The sequence below is a fragment of the Pedobacter sp. genome (assembly GCF_039594775.1).
Lineage (GTDB): Bacteria > Bacteroidota > Bacteroidia > Sphingobacteriales > Sphingobacteriaceae > Pedobacter.
Window position 1 is genome coordinate 1,433,425 of the sequence record NZ_JBCNMT010000001.1, and the last position, 23,400, is coordinate 1,456,824.

Annotated in this window: 19 protein-coding genes and 1 pseudogene; all 20 read left to right on the forward strand. The window is 40.0% G+C overall.

Annotated elements, in window-relative coordinates; translation table 11 throughout:
• The first annotated feature begins 141 nt into the window (after positions 1-141).
• Positions 142-885: a glycosyltransferase family 2 protein gene (locus ABDV71_RS06085; protein WP_343531528.1), complete on the forward strand. Its 744-nt coding sequence runs from the start codon at positions 142-144 to the stop codon at positions 883-885.
• A gap of 117 nt (positions 886-1,002) precedes the next feature.
• Complete coding sequence (locus ABDV71_RS06090; protein ID WP_343531530.1) at positions 1,003-2,130, forward strand: MraY family glycosyltransferase; 1,128 nt, start codon at positions 1,003-1,005, stop codon at positions 2,128-2,130.
• 96 nt (positions 2,131-2,226) lie between these two features.
• Complete coding sequence (gap, locus tag ABDV71_RS06095) at positions 2,227-3,222, forward strand: type I glyceraldehyde-3-phosphate dehydrogenase (protein ID WP_343531531.1); 996 nt, start codon at positions 2,227-2,229, stop codon at positions 3,220-3,222.
• Positions 3,215-3,649, forward strand: coding sequence for a GNAT family N-acetyltransferase (locus ABDV71_RS06100; RefSeq protein ID WP_343531532.1), 435 nt, complete (start codon positions 3,215-3,217; stop codon positions 3,647-3,649). Before gap ends, ABDV71_RS06100 begins: the two co-directional genes overlap by 8 nt.
• A 3-nt stretch (positions 3,650-3,652) precedes the next feature.
• On the forward strand, positions 3,653-4,843 hold the full coding sequence (locus tag ABDV71_RS06105; protein WP_343531533.1) for a phosphoglycerate kinase: 1,191 nt from the start codon (positions 3,653-3,655) through the stop codon (positions 4,841-4,843).
• A 209-nt stretch (positions 4,844-5,052) separates the two neighbouring features.
• A complete protein-coding gene (gene mraZ / locus ABDV71_RS06110) occupies positions 5,053-5,523 on the forward strand; it encodes a division/cell wall cluster transcriptional repressor MraZ (RefSeq protein ID WP_343531534.1) in 471 nt (156 codons plus the stop codon).
• Positions 5,513-6,418, forward strand: coding sequence for a 16S rRNA (cytosine(1402)-N(4))-methyltransferase RsmH (gene rsmH / locus ABDV71_RS06115; protein ID WP_343531535.1), 906 nt, complete (start codon positions 5,513-5,515; stop codon positions 6,416-6,418). The genes mraZ and rsmH overlap by 11 nt, the downstream gene beginning before the upstream one ends.
• Complete coding sequence (locus ABDV71_RS06120) at positions 6,415-6,825, forward strand: FtsL-like putative cell division protein (protein WP_343531536.1); 411 nt, start codon at positions 6,415-6,417, stop codon at positions 6,823-6,825. Before rsmH ends, ABDV71_RS06120 begins: the two co-directional genes overlap by 4 nt.
• Complete coding sequence (locus ABDV71_RS06125; RefSeq protein WP_343531537.1) at positions 6,825-8,930, forward strand: penicillin-binding protein; 2,106 nt, start codon at positions 6,825-6,827, stop codon at positions 8,928-8,930. Before ABDV71_RS06120 ends, ABDV71_RS06125 begins: the two co-directional genes overlap by 1 nt.
• 77 nt (positions 8,931-9,007) lie before the next feature.
• Positions 9,008-10,465: a UDP-N-acetylmuramoyl-L-alanyl-D-glutamate--2,6-diaminopimelate ligase gene (locus ABDV71_RS06130; protein ID WP_343531538.1), complete on the forward strand. Its 1,458-nt coding sequence runs from the start codon at positions 9,008-9,010 to the stop codon at positions 10,463-10,465.
• Positions 10,465-11,727 (forward strand): phospho-N-acetylmuramoyl-pentapeptide-transferase, encoded by a 1,263-nt coding sequence (mraY, locus tag ABDV71_RS06135; protein ID WP_343531539.1) that lies wholly within the window; start codon positions 10,465-10,467, stop codon positions 11,725-11,727. The genes ABDV71_RS06130 and mraY overlap by 1 nt, the downstream gene beginning before the upstream one ends.
• Before the next feature lie 114 nt (positions 11,728-11,841).
• Entirely contained in the window at positions 11,842-13,233 is a 1,392-nt protein-coding gene (gene murD / locus ABDV71_RS06140; protein WP_343531540.1) for a UDP-N-acetylmuramoyl-L-alanine--D-glutamate ligase, read from the forward strand.
• Between the two features lie 189 nt (positions 13,234-13,422).
• A complete protein-coding gene (locus ABDV71_RS06145) occupies positions 13,423-14,604 on the forward strand; it encodes an FtsW/RodA/SpoVE family cell cycle protein (protein ID WP_343531542.1) in 1,182 nt (393 codons plus the stop codon).
• 100 nt (positions 14,605-14,704) lie between these two features.
• Positions 14,705-15,025, forward strand: a pseudogene (locus ABDV71_RS06150) (four helix bundle protein); the annotation flags it as partial.
• A gap of 93 nt (positions 15,026-15,118) precedes the next feature.
• Positions 15,119-16,222, forward strand: a complete 1,104-nt coding sequence (gene murG / locus ABDV71_RS06155) for an undecaprenyldiphospho-muramoylpentapeptide beta-N-acetylglucosaminyltransferase (protein WP_343531543.1) — start codon at positions 15,119-15,121, stop codon at positions 16,220-16,222.
• A 73-nt stretch (positions 16,223-16,295) separates the two neighbouring features.
• Positions 16,296-17,648 carry a UDP-N-acetylmuramate--L-alanine ligase gene (gene murC, locus ABDV71_RS06160; protein ID WP_343531545.1) on the forward strand — a complete coding sequence of 451 codons (1,353 nt, stop codon included), beginning with the start codon at positions 16,296-16,298 and terminating at the stop codon, positions 17,646-17,648.
• Positions 17,641-18,768, forward strand: coding sequence for a cell division protein FtsQ (locus ABDV71_RS06165; protein WP_343531546.1), 1,128 nt, complete (start codon positions 17,641-17,643; stop codon positions 18,766-18,768). Before murC ends, ABDV71_RS06165 begins: the two co-directional genes overlap by 8 nt.
• 30 nt (positions 18,769-18,798) lie before the next feature.
• Complete coding sequence (gene ftsA, locus ABDV71_RS06170) at positions 18,799-20,154, forward strand: cell division protein FtsA (RefSeq protein WP_113661823.1); 1,356 nt, start codon at positions 18,799-18,801, stop codon at positions 20,152-20,154.
• 129 nt (positions 20,155-20,283) lie between these two features.
• Positions 20,284-21,966 (forward strand): cell division protein FtsZ, encoded by a 1,683-nt coding sequence (gene ftsZ / locus ABDV71_RS06175; protein WP_343531548.1) that lies wholly within the window; start codon positions 20,284-20,286, stop codon positions 21,964-21,966.
• Between the two features lie 300 nt (positions 21,967-22,266).
• On the forward strand, positions 22,267-23,400 hold a 1,134-nt coding region (locus tag ABDV71_RS06180; protein ID WP_343531549.1), incomplete at its 3' end, for an aminotransferase class I/II-fold pyridoxal phosphate-dependent enzyme.

The window sequence follows — 23,400 nt, forward strand, 5'->3', positions numbered from 1 at the left end:
TGTTAAAAACACCATTAGTTATAAATAACTTTTAAGTAAATGTATTTTTGCCCAAATTAGGCGGCCGAATTTATAATGAGGTAATTGAATATCCATTTGCTTTGAAAAAATACTTGGTTTACTTTTGGCTAAAAAAGAACATTGAAAATATCCATCATCACAGTAGTATATAACGGAGAACAACATGTGCGTGATTGTATCGAATCTGTGTTGTCACAAACCTATTCGAATATTGAATATATACTCATTGACGGAGATTCTACAGACGGTACGTACCGAATAGCACAAGAATATAAAAATCGCTTGGCCGTTTTGCTGTCGGAACCGGACAAGGGAATGTACGATGCGTTAAATAAAGGAATTTCATTGGCAACCGGGGAAGTAATAGGAATTTTGAATGCTGATGACATGCTGGCTGATAAGCAAGTGGTTTCGGAAATAGCAAAAAAACTTCAATCAACAAATGCCGACGCTGTTTATGGCGATTTGAATTATGTCGCTCCAGAAAATATTGCTCGTATTCTGCGCAAATGGCGTTCGTCTAAAGCGAAGCCTGTTGATTTGGCTTTGGGTTGGATGCCGGCACACCCAACGCTTTATTTGAAAGCCGAGCTTTTTAAAAGACTGGGGGGGTACCAATTAAATTATGGTTCAGCCGCTGACTATGAGCTGATGCTTCGGTTTCTATATAAAAACCGGATAACTTCAGCCCATTTGCCGATGTTAATGGTGAATATGCGCAACGGCGGTATGAGTAACCAATCTTTGAAACATCGATATGCGGCGATGAAAAATGATTACGCTGCTTTAAAGCATAATCAAATACCTTTGCCTTTGCTGGCATTGCTGCTAAAAAAACTTCGGAAAATAAGGCAATTCTTTTAGTCAAATACCTATAAGTATGGATTTTAATGCTGGAATAATTTCCGTTGTTTTGAAAAAATACAACGTATTTGTTTAAAAAAAAATATAAATTTGACTGTCAATCATTTAAGAAGTGACATGCCCAAACAACTATTTACAGAATATCCTGTGATATTCTATATTGCTATTGTGTGCCTAGCATTCTTGTTGGTTAGGTTCTCTATACCCTCTATTTTGCATGTGGCGAACAAGCATAAGCTGTTCGATAGTGTTGACCTACATAGAAAGGAGCATAAGGAAGGTATCTCGAGATTGGGAGGAATTGGTATTTTTTGCGGATTTACCATTACCGTATTACTATTTGCAACCACCGTTCATTATGAACAGGCAAATTTTTTAATTGCTTCCAGTATCTTTTTGTTCGCCTTGGGAATTAAGGACGATATATATGGCGTGAGCCCTTCTACAAAGTTTGCACTTCAGATTCTGGTTTCTTTGATTTTGGTAACCTTGGGAGGCTTTAAACTATCAAGCCTTTATGGAGTGTTTAATATTTGGGATGTAGATCCAATTGCCGGCGGTATTTTTTCTATTGCTCTTATTATTTTCATTAACAATGCTTTTAATTTAATTGATGGAGTAGATGGTTTGGCCGGAACTGTAGGGGCTATGGTGAGTTTGTGCTTTGGGATATTTTTTGCATTGGGAAATGATATGGCCTATGCATTTATTGCTTTTTCTATGTTAGGGGCTATATTAGGCTTTTTAGTTTTTAACTTTCCGCCAGCAAAAATTTTTATGGGCGATACCGGCTCCCTAATTATCGGTCTGGTTTCTGTCGTGCTGGCAATTAAATTTATCGAAATTAATAAAGTTGGAGTAGTGCCTGCACCTTATTTTAATTCGGCCCCATCTATCGCAGTAGCAGTGCTTATCATCCCCGTGTTTGATTCTTTAAGAATATTTTTCATTAGAGTGATCAATAAAAAATCTCCATTTAGAGGCGATAGAAATCATATCCACCACCGTTTATTGCGCTTGGGACTTAGCGCTAAGCAAATCTTGCTGGTCACCATATCCTTTAATCTAGGGATGATCATCCTAACAGTTATGTTGCAGGATTTGGGCAATTTTGTGCTGATATTTCTTCAAATTGGTCTTTGCGTGGTATCCAATACTGTGCTTACCTATATGAAAGGTAAAAAAGGAACTAAAAATTATGCCATCAAGGACGTTTTTATAAAGGACACCCTTAGGGTGTCATAGTTTCATCTTTATTTAAAAAATTAGATTTTCTTTCTGTAGATATTGGCTAGCTTTGCTCCATGAAATCGCGGTGGTTTCATTCATAATCAATACCAAATGAAAATTGTTATTAATGGCTTTGGGCGAATTGGAAGAATGTTCTTGCGCACTGCGCTACAACGAAATTTCGATGTCATTGCCATCAACGATTTAACTACTCCTGCTACCTTGGCGCACTTGTTCAAGTATGATTCCGTTCATGGCGTTTATCCTGGTGAAATTATTGTCGACGGCCAATGTTTGGTGATAGATGGTAAACGAATCAATATCCTTTCCAATTCAAAGCCTGAAACTCTGCCTTGGAAAGATTTGGGGACAGACTTGGTGGTCGAAGCTACAGGTAAATTCGCTAATCAGGCATCCGCCGAAAAGCATCTTCAAGCTGGAGCTAAACAGGTGTTGGTGTCTGCTCCTGTGGCAGATAAGGAAGTACCGATGGTAGTAATGGGGGTGAATGACCAAGAAGTTGATTTTTCTTCGGCTATACTTTCTAATGCCTCTTGTACCACTAATAATGTAGCGCCTATGGTAAAAATATTAGACGATTTTTGGGGCATAGAGGATGGTTATATTACTACCGTGCATTCTATGACAGGAGATCAAAATCTACATGATTCGCCACACCATGATTTGCGCAGGGCAAGAGCGGCTTCTTCATCGATTATTCCTACCACAACAGGTGCTGCAAAAGCGATTACGCATATTTTTCCGCATTTGGACGGCAAGCTAGGCGGAGCGGGTATTAGGGTTCCCGTGCTAAATGGTTCGCTAACTGATTTTACCTGTATCCTTAAAAAGAAGACAACAATTGAGGAAATTAATGCGGCTTTTAGGACGGCGGCCGATGGGAAACTGAATAAGGTGTTGCAATATACAGAAGATCCTATTGTTTCTGTTGATATTATCAACAACCCGCATTCCTGCATTTTTGATGCCCAATTAACTTCTATTGTGGGCGATTTGGTAAAGGTCGTAGGTTGGTATGATAACGAATCTGGCTATTCCAATCGTTTAGCGGATGTAGTGGAAAAAATTAAATTAAACTATGATTAAGTTTGTCCCTTTAGAAATGGTTTTGCCTCTAAGAAGCAAAATGTTGAGAGATGGTGCTGATTTAGATGCTTGTGTTTTTCCAACCGATAGTATCGAAGGTATTTTTCACCTGGCTTATTACGTGAACGATAAAGAGATAGCAAGTGTGGCAACTTTCTTCCCGCAACAAATGGATGGAAAGCAAGAGCCTGCTTACCAGCTAAGAGGAATGGCCACCGATAGCCGGTTTTTTGGAAAAGGTTATGGAGCCGCTTTATTAAAATATGCGGTTTCGTACATTAAAAATGCAAAAGCTGAGTATATTTGGTGCAATGCACGCACTTCGGCGGTAGATTTTTATAAGAAGCAAGGCTTTCAGGTTGTTTCTGATGAATTTGAAATCGCAGGAGTTGGCCCGCATTATGTTATGATTTTAAACCTAATATAGAAAATGAAGACAGTAGACCAATTTAATTTTAAGGATAAAAAAGCCATCGTAAGAGTAGATTTTAATGTGCCTTTAGATGCAGATTTCAATATTACTGATGATAAAAGAATGCGTGCAGCATTGCCGACCATTCAAAAAATATTGAATGATGGCGGAGCGGTAATCTTAATGTCGCACTTGGGCAGGCCAAAAGATGGACCTAGCGATAAATATTCCTTAAAGCATATTTTGGGCGATTTGTCTCGTATGCTAGACCTTCCAGTGAAATTTGCGGATGACTGTATTGGTGAGGATGCCATTAGCAAAGCAAAAAATCTTTTCCCTGGAGAAGTTTTATTGTTAGAAAACCTTCGTTTTTATAAGGAAGAAGAAAAAGGAGATGTTGCTTTTGCAGAGAAGCTTTCGAAGCTGGCGGATGTTTATGTGAACGATGCCTTTGGTACGGCGCATAGAGCACATGCTTCAACCACAATCATTGCGCAGTTTTTCCCGAATGCAAAATATTTTGGTTACCTAATGGCCGAAGAAATTAAAAATGCAGAAAAGGTAATTAATGGTGCCGAAAGACCATTCACGGCAATTATGGGGGGAGCTAAAGTTTCTGATAAGATTTTATTGATCGAAAATTTATTGGAAAAGGTTGATAACCTGATTATTGGTGGCGGTATGGCTTATACTTTTGCGAAAGCACAAGGAGGCGAGATTGGTACTTCATTGCTGGAGGCTGATCGTATGGCTTTGTGTTTAGAGCTCTTAGAAAAAGCCAAAGCAAAAGGCGTGAATTTAGTATTGCCAATAGATACCGTAATTGCTGATAAATTTGATAATGAAGCCCAAAAAGATCAAGTAGATAGCGGTCATATCCCTGCCGATTGGATGGGTTTGGATATTGGTTCAAAAACGGTAGAGCTATTTAGTGATATCATTAAAAAATCTAAAACTTTGTTGTGGAATGGTCCGATGGGTGTTTTCGAAATGGAAAACTTCCAGCAGGGAACTAAAGCAGTTGCCGAAGCGGTAGTGGAAGCGACTAAAAATGGTGCTTTCTCGTTGATCGGTGGAGGTGATTCGGCTGCGGCAATTGCTAAGTTTGGTTTAGAAGATGAAGTAAGTTATGTGTCTACAGGTGGCGGTGCTTTACTAGAATATATGGAAGGTAAAGAACTACCTGGCGTAGCGGCCATTCAAAAATAAATAGAGGATAACTCGTTGTATATAAGCGGTCCCGACTTTAAAGTCGGGACCGCTTTCTTTTTTTACCACCACTAAATGTTCATTTCAATTGCTGAAAAGCGGGTTCGGGTGGGAGAAAATGTATGTTGAAAACTTTTTTGTGGTAAAAAGTGGTAAAAAGTGGTAGAAGTGACTTACTTTTACACTACATAAAAAGTGTAGCTACTATAATGAACCAACTCATCGGAGAATTTGATTGCAAATTGGATGCGAAAGGGCGCTTGATGGTGCCTGTTTTGCTGAAGAAGCAATTGCTTGATGTAGAGCGAGATGGGTTGGTCGTGAATCGAGGGTTCGAGAAAAATTTGGTCATTTATCCTAAAAAAGTTTGGGATGAAACAGTGGCCGAGCTAAGTAAGCTTAATATGTTCGAACGTAAAAACCGTGAGTTTGTGAGGGCGTTTCAGCGTGGAGCAATGCCTTTGTCGTTGGATGCCGCGGGACGAGTACTCCTTCCGAAAACCTTGGTTGAGTATGCGGGTATAGAGTCGGACATTGTATTGGCTTGCCAATTAGATAAAATTGAAGTGTGGGATAAAAAAGCTTACGATAATCTATTTGATGATGTGCCTGAAAACTTTGCCGCATTAGCGGAAGAAGTAATGGGTGGTAAGCATAAAGGAGGTGCCGATGGAGAATAATTATCATGTTCCCGTGTTGTTGCAAGAGTGTATGGAAGGTTTGGCTATTAAGCCTAATGGGGTGTACGTGGATGTGACTTTCGGCGGTGGAGGGCATTCTCGGGAAATATTGAAGCATTTAGGCGATGAAGGGGTGTTGGTCGCTTTTGATCAAGATCCTGATGCGCAAAGAAATAGAATTGCTGATCCTCGCTTTCGTTTTGTGGATCAAAACTTTGGCTATTTAAAAAATAACCTTCGTTTGTTGGGGTATAAGCAGGTGGATGGCATATTGGCTGATTTGGGTGTTTCGTCACATCAGTTTAATGAGCCGGAGCGTGGTTTTTCTATTCGCTTTGATGCGGATTTGGATATGCGTATGGATCAGCAGCGTCCGTTGACGGCGGCTATAGTGCTCAATACTTATGCGGAGGAAGATTTGCATAAGATATTTGGTTTGTATGGTGAAGTGCAAAATGCCAAATCGTTGGCAAGAACTATTGTGACTTCGCGTTTGGAAAATCCAATACAAACCTTGGCTGATTTTAAAAGCGCGATTGCGGCTCATATCCCTCGTGGAAAGGAGAATAAATACATGGCTCAAGTTTTTCAGGCTTTGCGTATTGAAGTGAACGCGGAGATTGAAGTACTCGAGCGTTTTTTGGAGCAGTGTGCTGAGGTGTTGAAGCCGGGTGGCCGTTTGGTGGTGATCTCTTATCATTCGCTCGAGGATAGGCCGGTGAAGAATTTCTTGGCTAAAGGAAAATTTAAAGGTGAGGTGGAGAAGGATTTTTTTGGAAATGACCAAAAGCCATTCAATGTAATTACAAGGAAGGCTATTGTGGCTGATGAAGAGGAGGTTGCTCGCAATAACAGAGCTCGTAGTGCGAAACTAAGGATAGGGGAAAAGCTATGAACCAATTTAGGGTAAAAGCAGAAGAACCGGAAGAGGAGCCTATTGAGCCTCAGGAGGAGCCGAGGTTAAAAGGGCCTGCGAAAGAGGGGAGTGCTACAGTTTTTTTTAGAAAGCTGTTTGTTGAGGGAGCGGTATCAAAAGAGACAGCAACGGATATGTTGCCTTACTTGATTTTTCTGTGTGTGCTAGGAATGATTTATATCGCTAATAGCCATATGGCTGTAAAAAATATAAGAAATATAGATCGCTTAAGTAAAGAGGTAAAGGAGTTGAGCTGGGAGTATAAATCGCTGAAAGCTGATTTGATGTTTAAAAGTAAAATGACTGAGGTGGCCAAGAAGGTTGATACACTTGGTTTAAAGGAATTGATAGAGCCGCCCAAAAAAATAATAGTAGACGTTAAATAATGAATATCAGGGCAAACATATTGATGAGGGTATACTTGGCTTTCGGGCTAATTGTACTTTTTGCGCTTGCTGTTTTCGTTAGGTTAATTGACGTGCAATTTAGGCAGGGTCACAAATGGGTGGCCATGGCCGATAGCCTGTCGACTAAGGAATTTGATATTGAGGCTACCCGTGGTAATATTTATTCTGTTGATGGTAGCTTGTTGGCTACTTCTGTTCCAGAATATGAGTTGCGCATGGACATGTTTGCTGGTGGTATCCAGGACGATAAGATTTTCAATTCGAAAGTTGACTCCTTGGCTATGCGGCTATCTGCCTTTTTTAAGGATAAAAGTGCGAAAGAATATTCTCGCTATTTACGCAAGGCAAGACAGGATAGTGCCCGATATGTGCTGATTAAGCGTAAAGTTTCTTACCAGGATTTAAAAATTGTTAGAGCATTTCCTTTATATAATATAGGTAAGCATAGCGGTGGTTTAATGGCCATCCAAAAGAACAAACGCATTTTGCCATTTAAAGCATTGGCGGCACGTACCATCGGTTATAAAAATGAAAACGTGAAGAATGGCGTTGGTTTAGAGGGGGCATACGGTAACTATATCAATGGTGAAACGGGCAGAAGGCTAATGCAGCGTATAAGCGGTGGTGTTTGGATCCCTGTAAATAGTGAAGCGGAGGTAGCCCCTAAAGATGGCGCGGATATTATTTCGACCATTGATATCAATATGCAGGATTTGGCACAAAGCGCCTTAGAAAAGCAATTGATTAAAAGCCAGGCGCACCATGGTTGTGTAATTGTAATGGAGGTGGAGACAGGTGAGATACGAGCGGTAGCCAACTTTACCAAAGTAGAGGAGGGTGTTTATAAAGAGCAGTTTAATTATGCCATTGCAGGTAATCAAGACCCTGGCTCGACCTTTAAGCTAGCTTCTTACATGGCTTTGCTGGACGATAAAAAGGTGGATACCAATACCTTAATCGGAACTGAAAATTATAGACTTCCAGGAGGTCATACTATTAAGGACTCGCATGGAAGTATTGGTGTGGTTACGGTGAAGAGAGCTTTTGAGCAATCTTCAAACTCAGCGATTGCACAGTTGATCAACAATAACTATCGTGATAATCCAAAACAGTTTACGGATCACCTTTATAATTGGCATTTGAATGAACTGACTGGTCTGCAAATTCCTGGAGAGGCTAAGCCAGTAGTTAAAAACCCAAAAACTTTCAAAAGTTGGAATAAAAATATGACCCTGCCTCAAATGGCTTATGGTTATGAGATGCAGTTAACACCTTTGAAAATGTTGACGCTGTACAATGCCATCGCTAATAATGGCAAAATGGTAGCGCCAATTTTTGTAAGAGAAATTAGAAGATTGGGTAATCCCATTGAGCAGTTTAAGGCGAAGGTGATGAACGAAAAGGTTTGTTCTGATGAAACCCTTTCTAAGCTGAAAGTAATGTTGGAAGGTGTGGTAACCAATGGTAGTGGTAAACAAATCGTTTATAACCCTTTGTATAAAATAGCTGGTAAAACTGGTACAGCTCAGGTAGCTGATGCTAATTTGGGTTACAAAGCAAAAAGACAATACCAGGCTTCTTTCGTAGGATATTTTCCTGCTGAAAAACCTAAATACTCCATGATTGTGGTAATTAACGATCCAAAAGGCGCTTACTATGGAGCCTTGGTTTCGGGACCAGTATTTAGGGAAGTGGCCGATCGTATTTATGCCAGCGATGTGAAGATGTATAACAAGGTAGAAGAACATTTTGCAGGAAACACCGTAGCCCCAGAGGCAAAAGCCGGACAAAGCCAAGCTACCAAAAAAGTGTACAATGCTTTTGGAGTAAAAGCACTTTACGCCGCCAAATCAGAGTATTTTAATTCGGTTGATACCAATAATGGTGTGGCTTATGAAGAGAATACGCCAATAAAAGGAGTGATGCCGAATGTGAATGGCATGGGATTAAAAGATGCCATGTTTTTACTGGGGAATGTGGGCTTGAAGGCCCGTGTAAAAGGAAGTGGAAAGGTGGTGAGCCAGTCTATTCAAGCGGGAAGTAAAATAGGTAAAGGCTTAATGGTGGAGATATTGTTGCAATAAAGGAATTATTGAATGATTAAATGATGGAGTGTTGTGATATGCTTAACCCATATTCAATCATTCAAAATTAAAGAAATATGAATTTACAAGATTTACTTTACGGAGTTTCGATTAACAGCTTAAAGGGGGTGCCTCAGGTAGAGGTAGTGGCTTTGGCTTTTGATTCTCGTTTGGTGAATCCTGGAACCTTGTTCTTCGCCATTAGAGGTACAGCGGTAGATGGTCATCAATTTATTGAACAAACCATTGCGGCTGGCGCAAGTGTGATTGTGTGTGAAGAATTGCCTGATCAATTGAACGAGTCTGTTACCTATGTAGAAGTTCCCGATTCTTCGGAAGCACTTGGAATTATTGCTTGTAATTTTTATGGTAATCCATCTGCAGAGCTAAAATTGGTGGGTATTACGGGAACTAATGGAAAAACGACCATCGCTACCTTGTTATATCAATTATTTAGCGGTCTCAATTATGGAACCGGTTTAATCTCTACCGTTCAAAATCAGATTAAAGATAAAGTAGTGCCTGCTACGCACACCACCCCAAATCCAATAGCGTTAAACCAGCTGTTGAGAGATATGGTAGATGCGGGTTGCGAATATTGCTTTATGGAAGTGAGTTCTCATGCAGTGGCGCAACACCGTATTTCAGGCTTAACCTTTGCAGGAGCGGTGTTCTCGAATATCACCCATGACCATTTAGATTTCCACAAAACCTTCGACAATTACTTAAAAGCGAAGAAGCAATTTTTTGACATGTTGCCAAAGTCGGCTTTTGCCTTAACCAATACCGATGATAAAAACGGAATGGTGATATTGCAAAACACCAAGGCTTACAAAAAGACTTATGCTTTAAAGCAGATGGCTGATTTTAAAGCGAAGGTGATTGAAAATAAATTTAGTGGCCTGCATTTAGAAATAGACCAAACCGATGTGTATTTCAAGATGGTGGGTTCTTTCAATGCTTATAATCTGTTAGCGGCATATGCAACTGCAGTATTACTAGAGCAGGACAAATTAAAAGTGTTGACTACTCTGAGTGCGCTTTCAGGTGCGGAGGGTCGTTTCGATTATATCGTTTCTAAAACTGGTATCGTAGGAATTGTGGATTATGCGCATACTCCCGATGCCGTGCAAAATGTATTGAGTACCATTGCTAATATCAGAAAAGGAACGGAACAGGTCATTACAGTGATTGGATGCGGCGGAGATCGAGATAAAACTAAACGTCCGGTGATGGCCCAAGTCGCTTGTGACTGGAGTGATAAAGTGATTTTAACTTCTGATAACCCAAGAACCGAAGACCCGCAAGCCATTATTAAAGATATGGAGGCTGGGGTTTCTCCAACCAATCAACGTAAGGCTATCAGTATTCTAGATAGAAAAGAAGCCATTAAAACCGCCTGTCACTTGGCCCAACCAGGAGATATTATTCTGATTGCAGGCAAGGGACATGAAAAATACCAAGAAATCAATGGTGTTAGACACCATTTTGATGATAAGGAAATGATTAAAGAACAACTAAACCAAATCAGCTAATGTTATATTTATTATTCGAATATTTACATAAACACTACGATTTCCCAGGGTTGAGGTTGTTCCAATATCTTACCTTCAGGTCGTCGTTATCTATTATCCTTTCGCTGATTATCACTACTGTGTATGGGCGGAGAATTATCGACTATTTGCGTTTGAAACAAGTAGGCGAGACTGTTCGTAACCTGGGGCTAGAAGGCCAAATGCAAAAACAAGGTACACCAACTATGGGCGGTATCATGATTTTGATGGGGATTTTAATTCCAACCATTTTGTTCGCAAACATTACCAATATCTATGTGATTTTAATGATTGTGACCACCCTATGGATGGGGGCTATTGGTTTCTTAGACGACTATATCAAGGTTTTCAAAAAAAATAAAGAAGGTTTAGCGGGACGTTTTAAAGTAGTGGGACAGGTGGGGTTGGCAATTATCGTAGGGGTCACCATGTATTTCCATCCAAATATTGTGGTTCGTCAAACCGTTGATGAAACTACAAAAGTAGATACTACAAAAGTTCAAAGCGCTGCACCAATGGTATTGCGTAAAAAAGGAGAAACTTATTACTATACGCAAGATGTAAAATCGACCAAAACCAATATCCCTTTTTACAAAAACAACGAATTTGATTACGCAAAGGTGGTGAAGTTTTTAGGTGAAGGATATGAGAAATACGCGTTTATCGTGTTTTTGGCTTTCGTGATCATCATTGTAACGGCAGTTTCAAATGGTGCTAACTTAACGGACGGTATTGATGGTTTGGCAACGGGTACTTCGGCTATTATCGGTATTAGTTTGGGAATATTCGCCTATGTTTCCGGTAACACGGTCATTGCCGATTACCTGAATATCATGTATATCCCTAACAGTGGCGAGTTGATCATTTTTGCCAGTGCTTTTGTGGGAGCTTGTATCGGTTTTCTATGGTACAATTCCTATCCAGCGCAAATTTTCATGGGCGACACCGGTAGCTTAACCATTGGTGGAATCATCGCTGTTTTTGCCATCATGATCAGAAAAGAATTATTGATCCCAATTATATGTGGAGTGTTTTTGGTAGAAGTGTTGTCGGTAAGCTTGCAGGTAACTTATTTCAAGTATACTAAAAAGCGCTTTGGTGAGGGAAGAAGGATTTTCCTGATGTCGCCACTGCATCACCACTACCAAAAGAAAGGCTATCACGAAGCGAAGATTGTGACTCGTTTCTGGATCATTGGAATTTTGTTGGCGGTTATCGCCTTTGTAACCCTGAAATTAAGATAAAGGAATTTAAAATAATAAGGAAATAAAAGCTAAGACAACCTAGGGTGTCTTAGGTGGTTAAAAAAGTTAGATCGGTGTAATCACAAAATCTGTGAAATCACTAAAAAGATAAAGATGGGCTCAATAAATAACATATCACCAAGCAACACTAAGTCAGCGATGACAGCAGGTGCCCGTGTAGTTATTTTGGGTGCAGGCGAAAGCGGGGTAGGCGCAGCTAAACTAGCACAAAAGCAAGGTTTCGATGTTTTTGTGTCTGATTTTGGCAGCATAGCCGATACTTATAAAGCCGATTTACAGAGAATGAACATTCCTTTTGAGGAAAACCAACACACCGAGGCATTGATTTTGAACGCTGTCGAAGTGGTGAAAAGTCCTGGTATTCCCCCTAAAGCACCTGTTGTGAAAGCTTTGGTGGCAAAAGGCGTTCCGATAATCTCGGAAATTGAATTTGCAAAACGATATACCTCTGCAAAAACCATCTGTATTACAGGTTCAAATGGCAAATCGACCACTAGTATGTTGACCTACCATATCCTTAAAAAAGCTGGATTGAACGTAGGTTTGGCAGGGAATATTGGTCATAGTTTCGCTGCCCAAGTGGCAGATCAAAATTATGATTGGTACGTGCTCGAAATATCCAGCTTTATGTTGGATGATATGTACGAGTTTAAGGCTGATATCGCCGTTTTGTTAAATATCACTCCTGATCACTTGGACAGGTACGACTACAAAATTGAGAATTACGCTGCCTCAAAGATGCGAATTGTGCAAAATCAAACCGCTGCAGATGCTTTTGTGTATTGCGCCGATGATGAAGAAACAAAGAAGGCTTTGCAAGCCATAAACATACAAGCCAAGCAGTATCCTTTTTCCATTATTGAAAAAGTGGAGCCTGGCGCCTATTTAGAAGAAAGTACAATTTATATCAACACACAATTAAACAACAAACTAACCATGTCAATTTCGGATCTAGCCTTACAAGGTAAGCACAACATTTACAACTCAATGGCTTCAGGTATCGTTGCAAAAGTATTGGAGTTACGTAACGAAACTATCCGCGAAAGCATGGGTGATTTCAAGAATATTGATCATAGATTGGAGTTTGTGGCCAAAATATCGGATGTGACCTATATTAACGATTCCAAGGCAACCAATGTAAACTCAACATGGTATGCGCTCGAAAGCGTAAATACCGATGTGGTGTTGATTATGGGTGGGGTAGATAAAGGAAACGATTATACCATGTTAAAGGATTTGGTGAAAAGCAAGGTAAAAGCCATTATTTGCTTGGGTAAAGACAACAAACGTATCCATGAAGCTTTTGAAGATGATGTGGAGGTAATTGTGAATACTTTCTCGGCAGAAGAGGCAGTGCAGGTAGCTTACCATTTGGCTAAAAAGGGTAGTACGGTATTGTTGTCGCCAGCTTGTGCAAGTTTTGATTTATTTAAAAATTACGAAGACCGTGGCAACCAATTTAAAGCTGCCGTAAAAGAATTATAAAGAAGGTAGAAAGTTTAAAGTTAAGTGTAGCAAAATCCCTATTTATCGAGATAAAAAGACCGAAGCAGAAAGACTAAAATAGAAAGATTAAAACTTAAATAACCTAAGGTGTCTTAGGTGGTAAAAAAAACAAGAATAACAATCGGTGGTGTCATAAAATCAGTGTAATCACCCAAAGATGAAATAAAAATGTTTAACATCAACGCACTTTTAGAACGTACCAAAGGCGACCGTTGGATCTGGATCATTATCATCCTGTTGTCCATGGTTTCTATTATGGCGGTGTATAGCGCTACCGGAGCTATAGCCTATAAAAAAGGCGTTACGGTAGAAAAATACCTGTTATATAAGCATGTTATTTTCGTGCTTTTAGGTATCGCCATGATTTACATTGCGCATTTGCTTGACTATAAGTACTACGCAGGTATTTCCAAAATTTTAATGATCGTTACCCTACCGCTATTGCTATATACCTTAGTTTTTGGGCAATCATTAAATGAGGCATCACGTTGGGTAAAAATTCCAGTAATCAATCTTACGTTCCAAACATCCGATTTGGCAAAACTGGCTTTGATTACCTTTTTGGCTAGGATGTTGACGCGTAAACAGGAGAATATTAAAGATGTTCGACAAGCATTCCTACCTATCATGGGGTCGGTTTGCGTGGTATTTATTCTAATTGCGCTCGCTAACTTGTCAACCGCTTTGATGCTGTTTGGCGTGAGCATATTATTGTTGATCATTGGCCGTATCAGTATTAAACAAATATTGACAGTTTGTGCAGGCGGTTTTGTGTTATTGCTTTTTGTGGTGTTTTTGGGCCCACGTAGAGAAACTTATAAATCACGTATCAACTCGTTTTTGCACCCAGAGTTGCAGCACTCTGATAAGACATACCAATCTGACCATGCCAAAATAGCATTGGCCACTGGCGGAGTACTAGGTAAAGGACCTGGTAACAGTACCGAACGAAACTTCTTACCGCATCCATATTCCGATTTCATTTTTGCCATTATTATTGAGGAATATGGAACGGTAGGCGGTTTGGCCATTATTGTGCTTTATTTGGTGCTATTGTACCGGTGCGTCCGTATTGTAACCCGAAGTCCCAAGGCGTTTGGAGCACTACTGGCCGCGGGCTTGAGCTTTAGTTTAACCATACAAGCTTTTGCAAATATGGCTGTAGCGGTAGGCCTGGGGCCTGTAACAGGCGTGCCTTTGCCTTTGGTGAGTATGGGTGGTACCTCAATGATATTTACCAGTATTGCGTTTGGTATTATCCTAAGTGTAAGTAGAGATGTAGAAGAAAATAGTAGCGGCGTAAAAAAAGAAGATAAAGTAATTGTAGGTGAGATTCCTGCGATGGCTTAATTTAAATGATAGAATGATTGGGTTTTGAATGATTGAATAATGGAGAATAGAGCTAATACAAAGGTCGATTTTGTAACTAACCTAAAAAAATAGGACTAAATCATTTGTGTTAGAAGCCATCAAGTTTTATCAATCGATACCTAAAACAGAAGAAGCAAAAATAATAGGTAGGCAATTTATGAGATCTTCCTCATCTGTAGGCGCAAATTATAGAGCCGCATGTAGAGCAAGGTCTAAAGCGGAGTTCTTTTCAAAGTTGAGCATAGTGATAGAGGAAGCTGATGAAACAGCTTTTTGGTTAGAGATTTTGATAGAAGCAGAGATAACAAATAATGAAAGTGCAAATAAGCTATTGGGCGAGGTAAACGAAATATTAGCGATAATGGCAAAAGCAAGAAAAACAGTAAGCGATAAAAAATGATAGAATGACTGAATTGTTGAATGATAGAGTAGGCTAAACACATTGTCAATATTCACTCATTCAAATTCACTCACTCAATAATTAATTAACAACATGAATAATTTCCCAAAAATTATCATATCTGGTGGTGGCACAGGCGGGCACATTTTCCCCGCCGTTGCCATTGCTAATGCGCTAAAAGCAATTTCGCCGCAATGCGAAATCCTGTTTGTTGGTGCAGAAGGTCGTATGGAAATGGAGAAAGTTCCTGCGGCCGGATATAAAATTGTGGGACTAAATATTAGTGGTATTCAACGAGGTTCAATTTTAAAAAACCTTGGGCTGCCATTTAAGGTTATAGGTAGTGTGCGCAAAGCGATGAAACTAATTGCCGATTTCAAACCCGATGCCGTAGTAGGTGTTGGTGGCTATGCATCTGGGCCTTTGCTTTATGCCGCATCCCTCAAAAAAATACCTTATTTGATACAAGAGCAGAATTCTTATGCAGGAATTACGAATAAGTTGCTAGGTAAAAAAGCATCAAAAATTTGTGTGGCTTTTGATGGAATGGAAGCATTCTTTCCGGCAGATAGGATTTTGAAGACTGGGAATCCCGTGAGAAAAAACATTGTGGATGTTGACGGTCGTCGCTATGCGGGAGCTGAATTATTGAAACTAGATCCGCTAAAGAAAACCATTTTGGTAACTGGTGGTAGCCTAGGAGCCGGAACTTTAAATAAAAGTATTGAGAAGCATTTGGCCGAAATCATTGCAAAAGATGTACAGGTCATTTGGCAAACGGGCAAGTTTTATTACAAAGGAATCGTAGAGCGATTGGGGGTGGACTATCATCCTAATGTTCGCATTTTGGAATTTTTAAATCAGATGGATTTGGCCTATGCCGCATCTGATGTGATTGTCTCGAGGGCGGGAGCAGGAACTATTGCAGAATTATGCCTGATTAAAAAGCCCGTGATTTTGGTGCCTTCGCCAAACGTGGCAGAAGACCACCAAACTAAAAATGCTTTGGCTTTGGTCAAAGAAAATGCCGCCATCTTAATTACAGATGCTTCGGCCGAAGATACGTTAGTGGAGCAAGCACTAAGCTTGTTAAACGATAAAGAAAAATCAGCGCAGCTGAGTGAAAATATAGGAAAAATGGCTTTTGCTAATGCCGATGAAGTAATAGCGAAAGAAGTGTTGAAATTAATTGGATAAAAGAACAAGGAACAAAGAGTAAGGATTGGGATGGCGAATCGTAAATCGTCATTCTAAAATCGTAAATCAAAATATGGAATTGTCAAACATCAATAGGGTTTATTTTGTAGGCATAGGAGGCATAGGCATGAGTGCGCTTGCCCGCTATTTCGCAAAACGTGGCTGCGTAGTTTGTGGCTATGACAAAACTCGTACTGCTTTGACAGCCCAACTGGAGCAAGAAGGAATCCTGATTTCTTTTGTGGATGAAGAGGAAATGATACCAGTTGCTTTTAGGGAGAAATACGACGATACCTTAATTGTATATACGCCAGCTATTCCTAAAGATTCGCATATCCTTAACTTTTTTCAGCGTAAAGATTTCGATCTTAAAAAACGTTCCCAAGTATTGGGAATCATTAGCGAGGGCATGTATTGCATTGGTGTGGCGGGTACTCATGGCAAAACAACCACTTCATCAATGGTGGCACATCTGTTAACTGATACAGGTTTTGGTTGTACAGCATTTTTGGGTGGCATTACCACTAACTATAACAGCAATGTGCTTTATGGTAAAAACAATGTAGTGGTGGTAGAAGCTGATGAATATGATCGTTCGTTCTTGACCTTGCATCCAGACATTGCGGTAATCACATCAATGGATGCCGACCATTTGGATATTTACGGGGATGAAAGCCATTTGCACGAATCGTTTAACCTTTTTGCCTCACAACTAAAACCAGAAGGCCGTTTGTTCATTAAGGATGGTTTACCTATTGCTGGAATTACATATAGTGCCACTGGAAATTCGGCAATTAATGCTAAAAATATCAGGGTAGAAGAAGGCTGTTTTGTTTTCGATTTTGAAGATGGTTATACCACCATTAAAGATCTGAAGTTGGCCATGCCTGGGAAGCACAACGTAGAAAATGCCACGGCTGCCATAGGAGTGGCTTTAAGTTTGGGTATTCATCCAAAGAGTGTGAAAAAGGCAATCGCAAGCTTTAAAGGAGTGAAACGTAGGTTCGAAACTATTGTAAAAACCAGTGAGCATATCTACATAGATGATTATGCGCATCACCCAGAAGAACTTAGGGCTTGTTTTGATGCCGTGAGACAATTGCACCCCCACAAAAAGCTGACGGTAATTTTTCAGCCGCATTTGTTTACTCGTACCCGTGATTTCGCTGAGGAATTTGCAAAGGTGTTGTCTACCGCTGACGATGTTATTCTGTTGGAGATTTATCCAGCTAGGGAATTGCCAATTGAAGGCGTGACTTCACAAATGCTATTGGATAAAATTACCAATGAGCATAAGCAAGTTTGTGCTAAAGAAGACGTTGTAGAACTAATTAAAAATAAAAACCCAGAGCTGGTTTTAACCGTTGGCGCTGGAGACATAGATACCATTATTGTACCATTAAAAAACACCTTAACCCATGCTTAAAAGAATAAACTGGAAAGCGATATTTAAAGGGTTTGCCTGGCTGGTTTGCTTGGCAGGTGTGGTGGTATTAATGAGTTTTATCAATGTAAAGAAGCAATCGGTAAAGTGTGCTAAAATTGAAATACTAATTCCCGGAGCGGATAATTTTATAGAGATAGAAGAAATCGATGCCATCCTGAAACAAAACCAAGGCGATTTGATTGGTCGAAATTTAGAAGGAATCAATCTTCATGATATTGAAAGAAGCATTGCTGCAAATCCATATATCGGTTTTGCAAAGGTGTATGCCGATATGAATGGGACGGTTTATGTGGAAGTAAGACAACGTCAGCCTGTGCTACGGATCTTAAATGCAGGCGGACAAGATTATTATGTGGACAGCGATGGGTTGAAAATGCCGGTGTCTCCAAATTTTACGGCAAATGTGTTGGTGGCTACTGGAAATATTTTGGAGGGGTTTAATGGAAAGGTAGATACCCTGATGACGGCCAATGCAAAAGATCTATATAAAGCGGCTTTGTTCATCAAACAAGATACCCTTTGGGATGCGCAAGTAGAACAACTTTATATCAATGAGAAAAACGATATAGAAATGGTGCCCAGAGTGGGCAATCAACGGATTATACTGGGCAATGCGAAAGACATAGACGTGAAGATGGCTAATTTGCTAGCTTTTTATAAGCAGGCCATGCCAAAAGTGGGTTGGAATGCTTACCGTACCATTAACCTAAAATACGTTAACCAAATTGTTTGCGAAAAGAGAGACTCAACAAGTATTAAGAAGTTAGAGAAACCATTGATTCCTGACTCGGTCACTCAACAAAGACAAGTGATTGATAACGTAGTGAAGGCGACGATACAGAACGAGATTAACAAAGCAACACAAATAAGTACGGAGGAAAAGAAGAAAGAAGAAAAAAAGGAGAAAATAGCGCCAGTCCCGGCGAAAACAGAGGTTAAGAAGACAGAAAGTACTTTGGAAAAAAATAAGGCTTCGAAAAGTGTAGAAAAGGATAAGGAGAAAAAACCTACAGTAGTAGCAAAAGCAGAGCAGAAGCAAACAGTAAATAAAGAAAAACCAGCTACCAAAGAAAAGCCGGTAACAAAAACAAACCGATAATATCAAACTCAACAAATAAAAATAATGGTTATGGGCAAAGAGAAAACTACCATTCAATCTCCAATCGTCGTAGGATTAGATATTGGAACTACCAAGATCTGCGTAATTGTGGGCCGCAGAACTAATCATGGTAAAATAGAAGTTTTGGGCATTGGCAAGGCCGAATCTGCAGGGGTTACCCGTGGAGTGGTGTCCAACATCCAAAAAACAGTGCAGGGTATCAATGCGGCGGTGGAAATTGCTAGTGCGCAATCAAACGTAGAAATACGCGTGGTAAACGTAGGTATTGCAGGTCAACACATCAAGAGTTTGCAGCACCGAGGTATTTTAACCCGTAGAGAGCTGAACAATGAAATCAGCAAGAAGGATATCGATAAATTGATTGACGATATGTTCAAGCTGGTGATGCCTCCAGGGGAAGAAATTATCCATGTATTGCCGCAGGAATTTACTATCGACAATGAACCTGGAATCAAAGATCCAGTAGGAATGGCAGGAGTTCGTTTAGAAGCTAACTTCCACATCATTTCTGGTCAGGTTACTGCAGTTAAAAATATCATGCGTTGTGTAACCAATGCAGGACTACAAACCCAAGAGCTCATTTTAGAGCCATTGGCTTCATCTGAATCGGTGTTGAGCGAGGAGGAGAAAGAAGCAGGCGTTTGTTTAGTTGATATTGGTGGTGGCACTACCGACGTGGCTATTTTCCACGAAGGTATCATTCGTCACACGGCAGTAATTCCTTTTGGAGGTAACAGCGTAACCGAAGATATCAGAGAAGGATGTTCGGTGATGCGCAACCAAGCTGAATTATTGAAAACTCGTTTCGGTTCAGCCCTGGCCGAAGAAAATAAAGAAAATGAAATCATTTGTGTGCCAGGATTGCGTGGTCGTGAACCTAAAGAGATTTCAGTTAAAAACCTTGCCTACATCATCCAGGCCCGTATGGAAGAAATTGTAGAACATGTTTATTACGAAATCAAATCATCTGGTTATGAAAAACGTTTGATTGGCGGAGTGGTAATCACAGGTGGCGGCGCTTTGTTGAAGCATCTTAACCAAATGGTGGAGTATGTGACAGGTTTAGATTGCCGTGTAGGTTATCCAAACGAGCACTTGTCTAAATATGAAGAGATGCCCAAAAATATCTACGATGATTTGAAGAGCCCAATGTATGCAACCTCGGTAGGTTTGTTGATCAAAGGAATTCAAAAAGCCGAAGAATTGTTAGAAGAAATGAAGCAACCAGGCGTTTTTGTAGAGAAACCACGTGAGGTAAAAGAGAAGCCAAAAAGAAGTGGATTGTTTGATAAATTACTGGGTAAAGCATCAGAATTTATCAGAGATGATATGAATGTTAGCGACGAAGATTACATCAAGCCGTAATATTTTTCCACAAACCGGGAATTTTCCACATTCTTAACAGTTGTGGAAAACGACTGTTAAAAAAGTGTTAATATTACAAGAGGAATGAACAGCAAAAATTAGATTTTTAAACTACTGATTCATAACAATATGAAGTTCGAAATGTTAAAAGATAAATCTTCAATCATCAAAGTTATTGGTGTTGGAGGTGGTGGAGGTAACGCGGTAAACCACATGTACCGTCAAGGAATTACTGGTGTAGACTTTATTATTTGTAATACCGATGCGCAGGCATTGGAGTTTAGCCCTATTCCTAACAAAGTACAATTGGGTGCTAGCTTAACCGAGGGAATGGGAGCTGGTTCAATTCCAGAAGTAGGAAAAAACTCCGCTATAGAAAATATAGAGGATATCAAAAATATGTTGGGCCCAACTACCAAAATGCTTTTTATTACGGCAGGTATGGGTGGTGGTACCGGTACAGGTGCTAGTCCAATTATTGCTAAAGCAGCGAAGGAGCTTGATATATTAACCGTAGCGATCATTACTACGCCTTTCTCTTTCGAGGGAAAAAGACGTAAGATGCAAGCTGACGACGGTTTGGAAGAATTGAAGAAGTACGTAGATTCTTACTTAGTGATTTCTAACGATAGACTACGTGAGATTTTCGGAAACTTAACCTTAGGTTCTGCATTTGCACAGGCAGATGATATCTTGACCACGGCAGCTAAGGGTATCGCAGAAATCATTACAGTACCAGGCTATATCAACGTTGACTTTAAAGATGTGCGTACGGTGATGAAAGAAAGCGGTGTATGTATCATGGGTAGTTATGCTGCCGATGGTGATAACCGTGCATTAGCAGCCGTAGAAGGTGCTTTGGCTTCTCCATTATTAAAAGATAACGAAATCGAAGGTGCTAGATACATCCTTTTAAACATCAGTTCTGGTGTGAAAGAGGTAACGATGGATGAGGTTTCTATCATTACAGACTATATCCAAGATAAAGCAGGTTTAAGTGCCGACTTAATTTGGGGTAACTGTATCGACGAGAACTTGGGAGACAAGATATCGGTAACCATTATTGCTACTGGTTTCCAAACTACTGAACAAAGAGAGAAAGACAAACAAAACGTTAAGAAAATTTCTTTGTTAACGCCAGAGGAAGCACCGTTGGTACGACCAGTAGAGCCAGTAAACTCGTTCATCACGCCTAAAGAGGCACCAGTAAGCAATGAGCCTGTATTGAAAGTTCAACCAGAGGAATCGAAACAGCCAGACTTATTTGGCGATTTATTCAATATCGCTAAACCAGCTCCAGTAGCAGCGGCACCTAGCCCTGCACCAGTAACAGAAGAGCCCGGTTTTGTTTTCCATAAATTAGTGGAAGAGCAAGTAAGTGCGGAGGAACCTGCAAATACAGAGGAGCCTGGTTTTGAGTTCGAAATAAAGGTTGCCGAAACTGAATTTGTTTTTGAAACCCCTATTGCTTCTATTCCAGAAGAAGTAGTAGAAGAGCAACAACCGATAGCTGCAGCGCCAGTAGAAGAATACAACGCTGACCAAGATAAAACAGATGAATCGATTGAGGAGCAATTGAGGAAATCAAAAGAGAGAATTTTGAGGTTGAAAGATCTTAGCATGAAGTTAAGAACAACTAACGGCCTACAAGAGTTGGAAAATGTACCTGCTTATCAACGTAAGCAAATGCAATTGCAACAAATCCAGCACTCATCAGAATCGCAAGTATCTAGATTTACTTTGACCAATGATGAGGATGGTGAAACAGGAATTAGACCTAATAACTCATTTTTACACGATAATGTGGATTAATGATAACGGTTAAATCATAAAAAGCCTTAGCAATTTATATTGTTAAGGCTTTTTTATTTGAAAAAATGGGCCGCTAATTCGTCATTTCGAGTGGAGGATAACGAAGTCGAGATTTTTGAAAATCAACGAAGCTAATCTTGGGGAATTCGTTTGTTTGAAGCTAAAAAGTCTATCCACTGTGGTTTGAATGATGAATAGCATTTAAACGATTGATTAAAAGGGTTGTCAAATCGTGATTTAAAACTTAAATTTGCGCCACTATTAACACAGTACAATAAGATCTTACATAAACATTTAACATTGGATATTTTTGATAAAGTAGCAAAACGCATGGGGCCTATTGGTCAACACCAAAGCTGGTCACATGGGTATTTTTCTTTTCCAAAACTTGAGGGAGAGATTGCGCCTCACATGAAATTTAGAGGCAAGGAGCATTTGGTTTGGAGCTTAAACAACTATTTAGGGTTGGCCAACCATCCAGAAGTGAGGAAAGCTGATGAGCAAGGTGCTGCCGAATTCGGTATGGCCTATCCTATGGGCGCACGTATGATGTCAGGTAACTCTAAATATCATGAGCAATTAGAACAGGATCTAGCCTCATTTGTAGGTAAAGATGATGCCTTTTTGTTGAACTTCGGTTATCAGGGTATGGTGTCAATTATTGATGCTTTGCTGGACCGTAACGATGTAGTGGTTTATGATGGAGAGTCGCACGCTTGTATTTTAGACGGATTACGTTTGCATATGGGCAAGCGTTTTGTTTACAAGCATAACAACGTAGAAGACGCACGCAAGCAATTACAAAGAGCTACTAAATTGGTTGAGCAAACTGGTGGTGGTATCCTGTTAATTACCGAAGGTGTTTTCGGGATGTCAGGTGCGCAAGGTAAATTGAAGGAGCTAATTGAATTGAAGAAAGAATTCAATTTCCGTTTACTTATCGATGATGCACATGGTTTTGGTACTATGGGTCCAACAGGTGCAGGAACTCACGAAGCACAAGATGCTATCGAAGGCGTTGATGTTTACTTCGCTACTTTCGCGAAATCAATGGCCGGTATTGGTGCATTCGTTGCCTCAACTAAGCAATTAACGGATTATTTTAGATATAACATGCGTTCTCAGACCTTTGCGAAGGCATTGCCTATGCCTATGGTAATTGGTTTAATGAAACGCTTAGAGTTGCTTAAAAACAATCCAGAGCTAAGAGAGAAATTATGGACCATTGCTACTACTTTGCAAAACGGCCTACGCGAGCGTGGTTTTGATATCGGAGTAACCAATACCGTAGTAACACCGGTTTTCTTGAAAGGAGAATTGCTAGAAGCTACAGCCCTTACTCACGACTTACGTGAAAACTATGGTATTTTCTGCTCTATTGTGGTATATCCTGTTATTCCAAAAGGAATGATCGAGCTAAGGCTTATTCCAACA

Bases quoted from the DNA above. Each gene is read 5' to 3' on its own strand.
- ABDV71_RS06130 (WP_343531538.1), top strand. From the start codon at position 9,008: ATGAATTTACAAGATTTACTTTACGGAGTTTCGATTAACAGCTTAAAG.
- ftsA (WP_113661823.1), top strand. From the start codon at position 18,799: ATGGGCAAAGAGAAAACTACCATTCAATCTCCAATCGTCGTAGGATTA.
- ABDV71_RS06145 (WP_343531542.1), top strand. From the start codon at position 13,423: ATGTTTAACATCAACGCACTTTTAGAACGTACCAAAGGCGACCGTTGG.
- murC (WP_343531545.1), top strand. From the start codon at position 16,296: ATGGAATTGTCAAACATCAATAGGGTTTATTTTGTAGGCATAGGAGGC.
- murG (WP_343531543.1), top strand. From the start codon at position 15,119: ATGAATAATTTCCCAAAAATTATCATATCTGGTGGTGGCACAGGCGGG.
- ABDV71_RS06120 (WP_343531536.1), top strand. From the start codon at position 6,415: ATGAACCAATTTAGGGTAAAAGCAGAAGAACCGGAAGAGGAGCCTATT.
- ABDV71_RS06125 (WP_343531537.1), top strand. From the start codon at position 6,825: ATGAATATCAGGGCAAACATATTGATGAGGGTATACTTGGCTTTCGGG.
- ABDV71_RS06090 (WP_343531530.1), top strand. From the start codon at position 1,003: ATGCCCAAACAACTATTTACAGAATATCCTGTGATATTCTATATTGCT.
- rsmH (WP_343531535.1), top strand. From the start codon at position 5,513: ATGGAGAATAATTATCATGTTCCCGTGTTGTTGCAAGAGTGTATGGAA.
- gap (WP_343531531.1), top strand. From the start codon at position 2,227: ATGAAAATTGTTATTAATGGCTTTGGGCGAATTGGAAGAATGTTCTTG.
- mraZ (WP_343531534.1), top strand. From the start codon at position 5,053: ATGAACCAACTCATCGGAGAATTTGATTGCAAATTGGATGCGAAAGGG.
- ABDV71_RS06100 (WP_343531532.1), top strand. From the start codon at position 3,215: ATGATTAAGTTTGTCCCTTTAGAAATGGTTTTGCCTCTAAGAAGCAAA.
- ABDV71_RS06165 (WP_343531546.1), top strand. From the start codon at position 17,641: ATGCTTAAAAGAATAAACTGGAAAGCGATATTTAAAGGGTTTGCCTGG.
- ftsZ (WP_343531548.1), top strand. From the start codon at position 20,284: ATGAAGTTCGAAATGTTAAAAGATAAATCTTCAATCATCAAAGTTATT.
- murD (WP_343531540.1), top strand. From the start codon at position 11,842: ATGGGCTCAATAAATAACATATCACCAAGCAACACTAAGTCAGCGATG.
- ABDV71_RS06105 (WP_343531533.1), top strand. From the start codon at position 3,653: ATGAAGACAGTAGACCAATTTAATTTTAAGGATAAAAAAGCCATCGTA.
- mraY (WP_343531539.1), top strand. From the start codon at position 10,465: ATGTTATATTTATTATTCGAATATTTACATAAACACTACGATTTCCCA.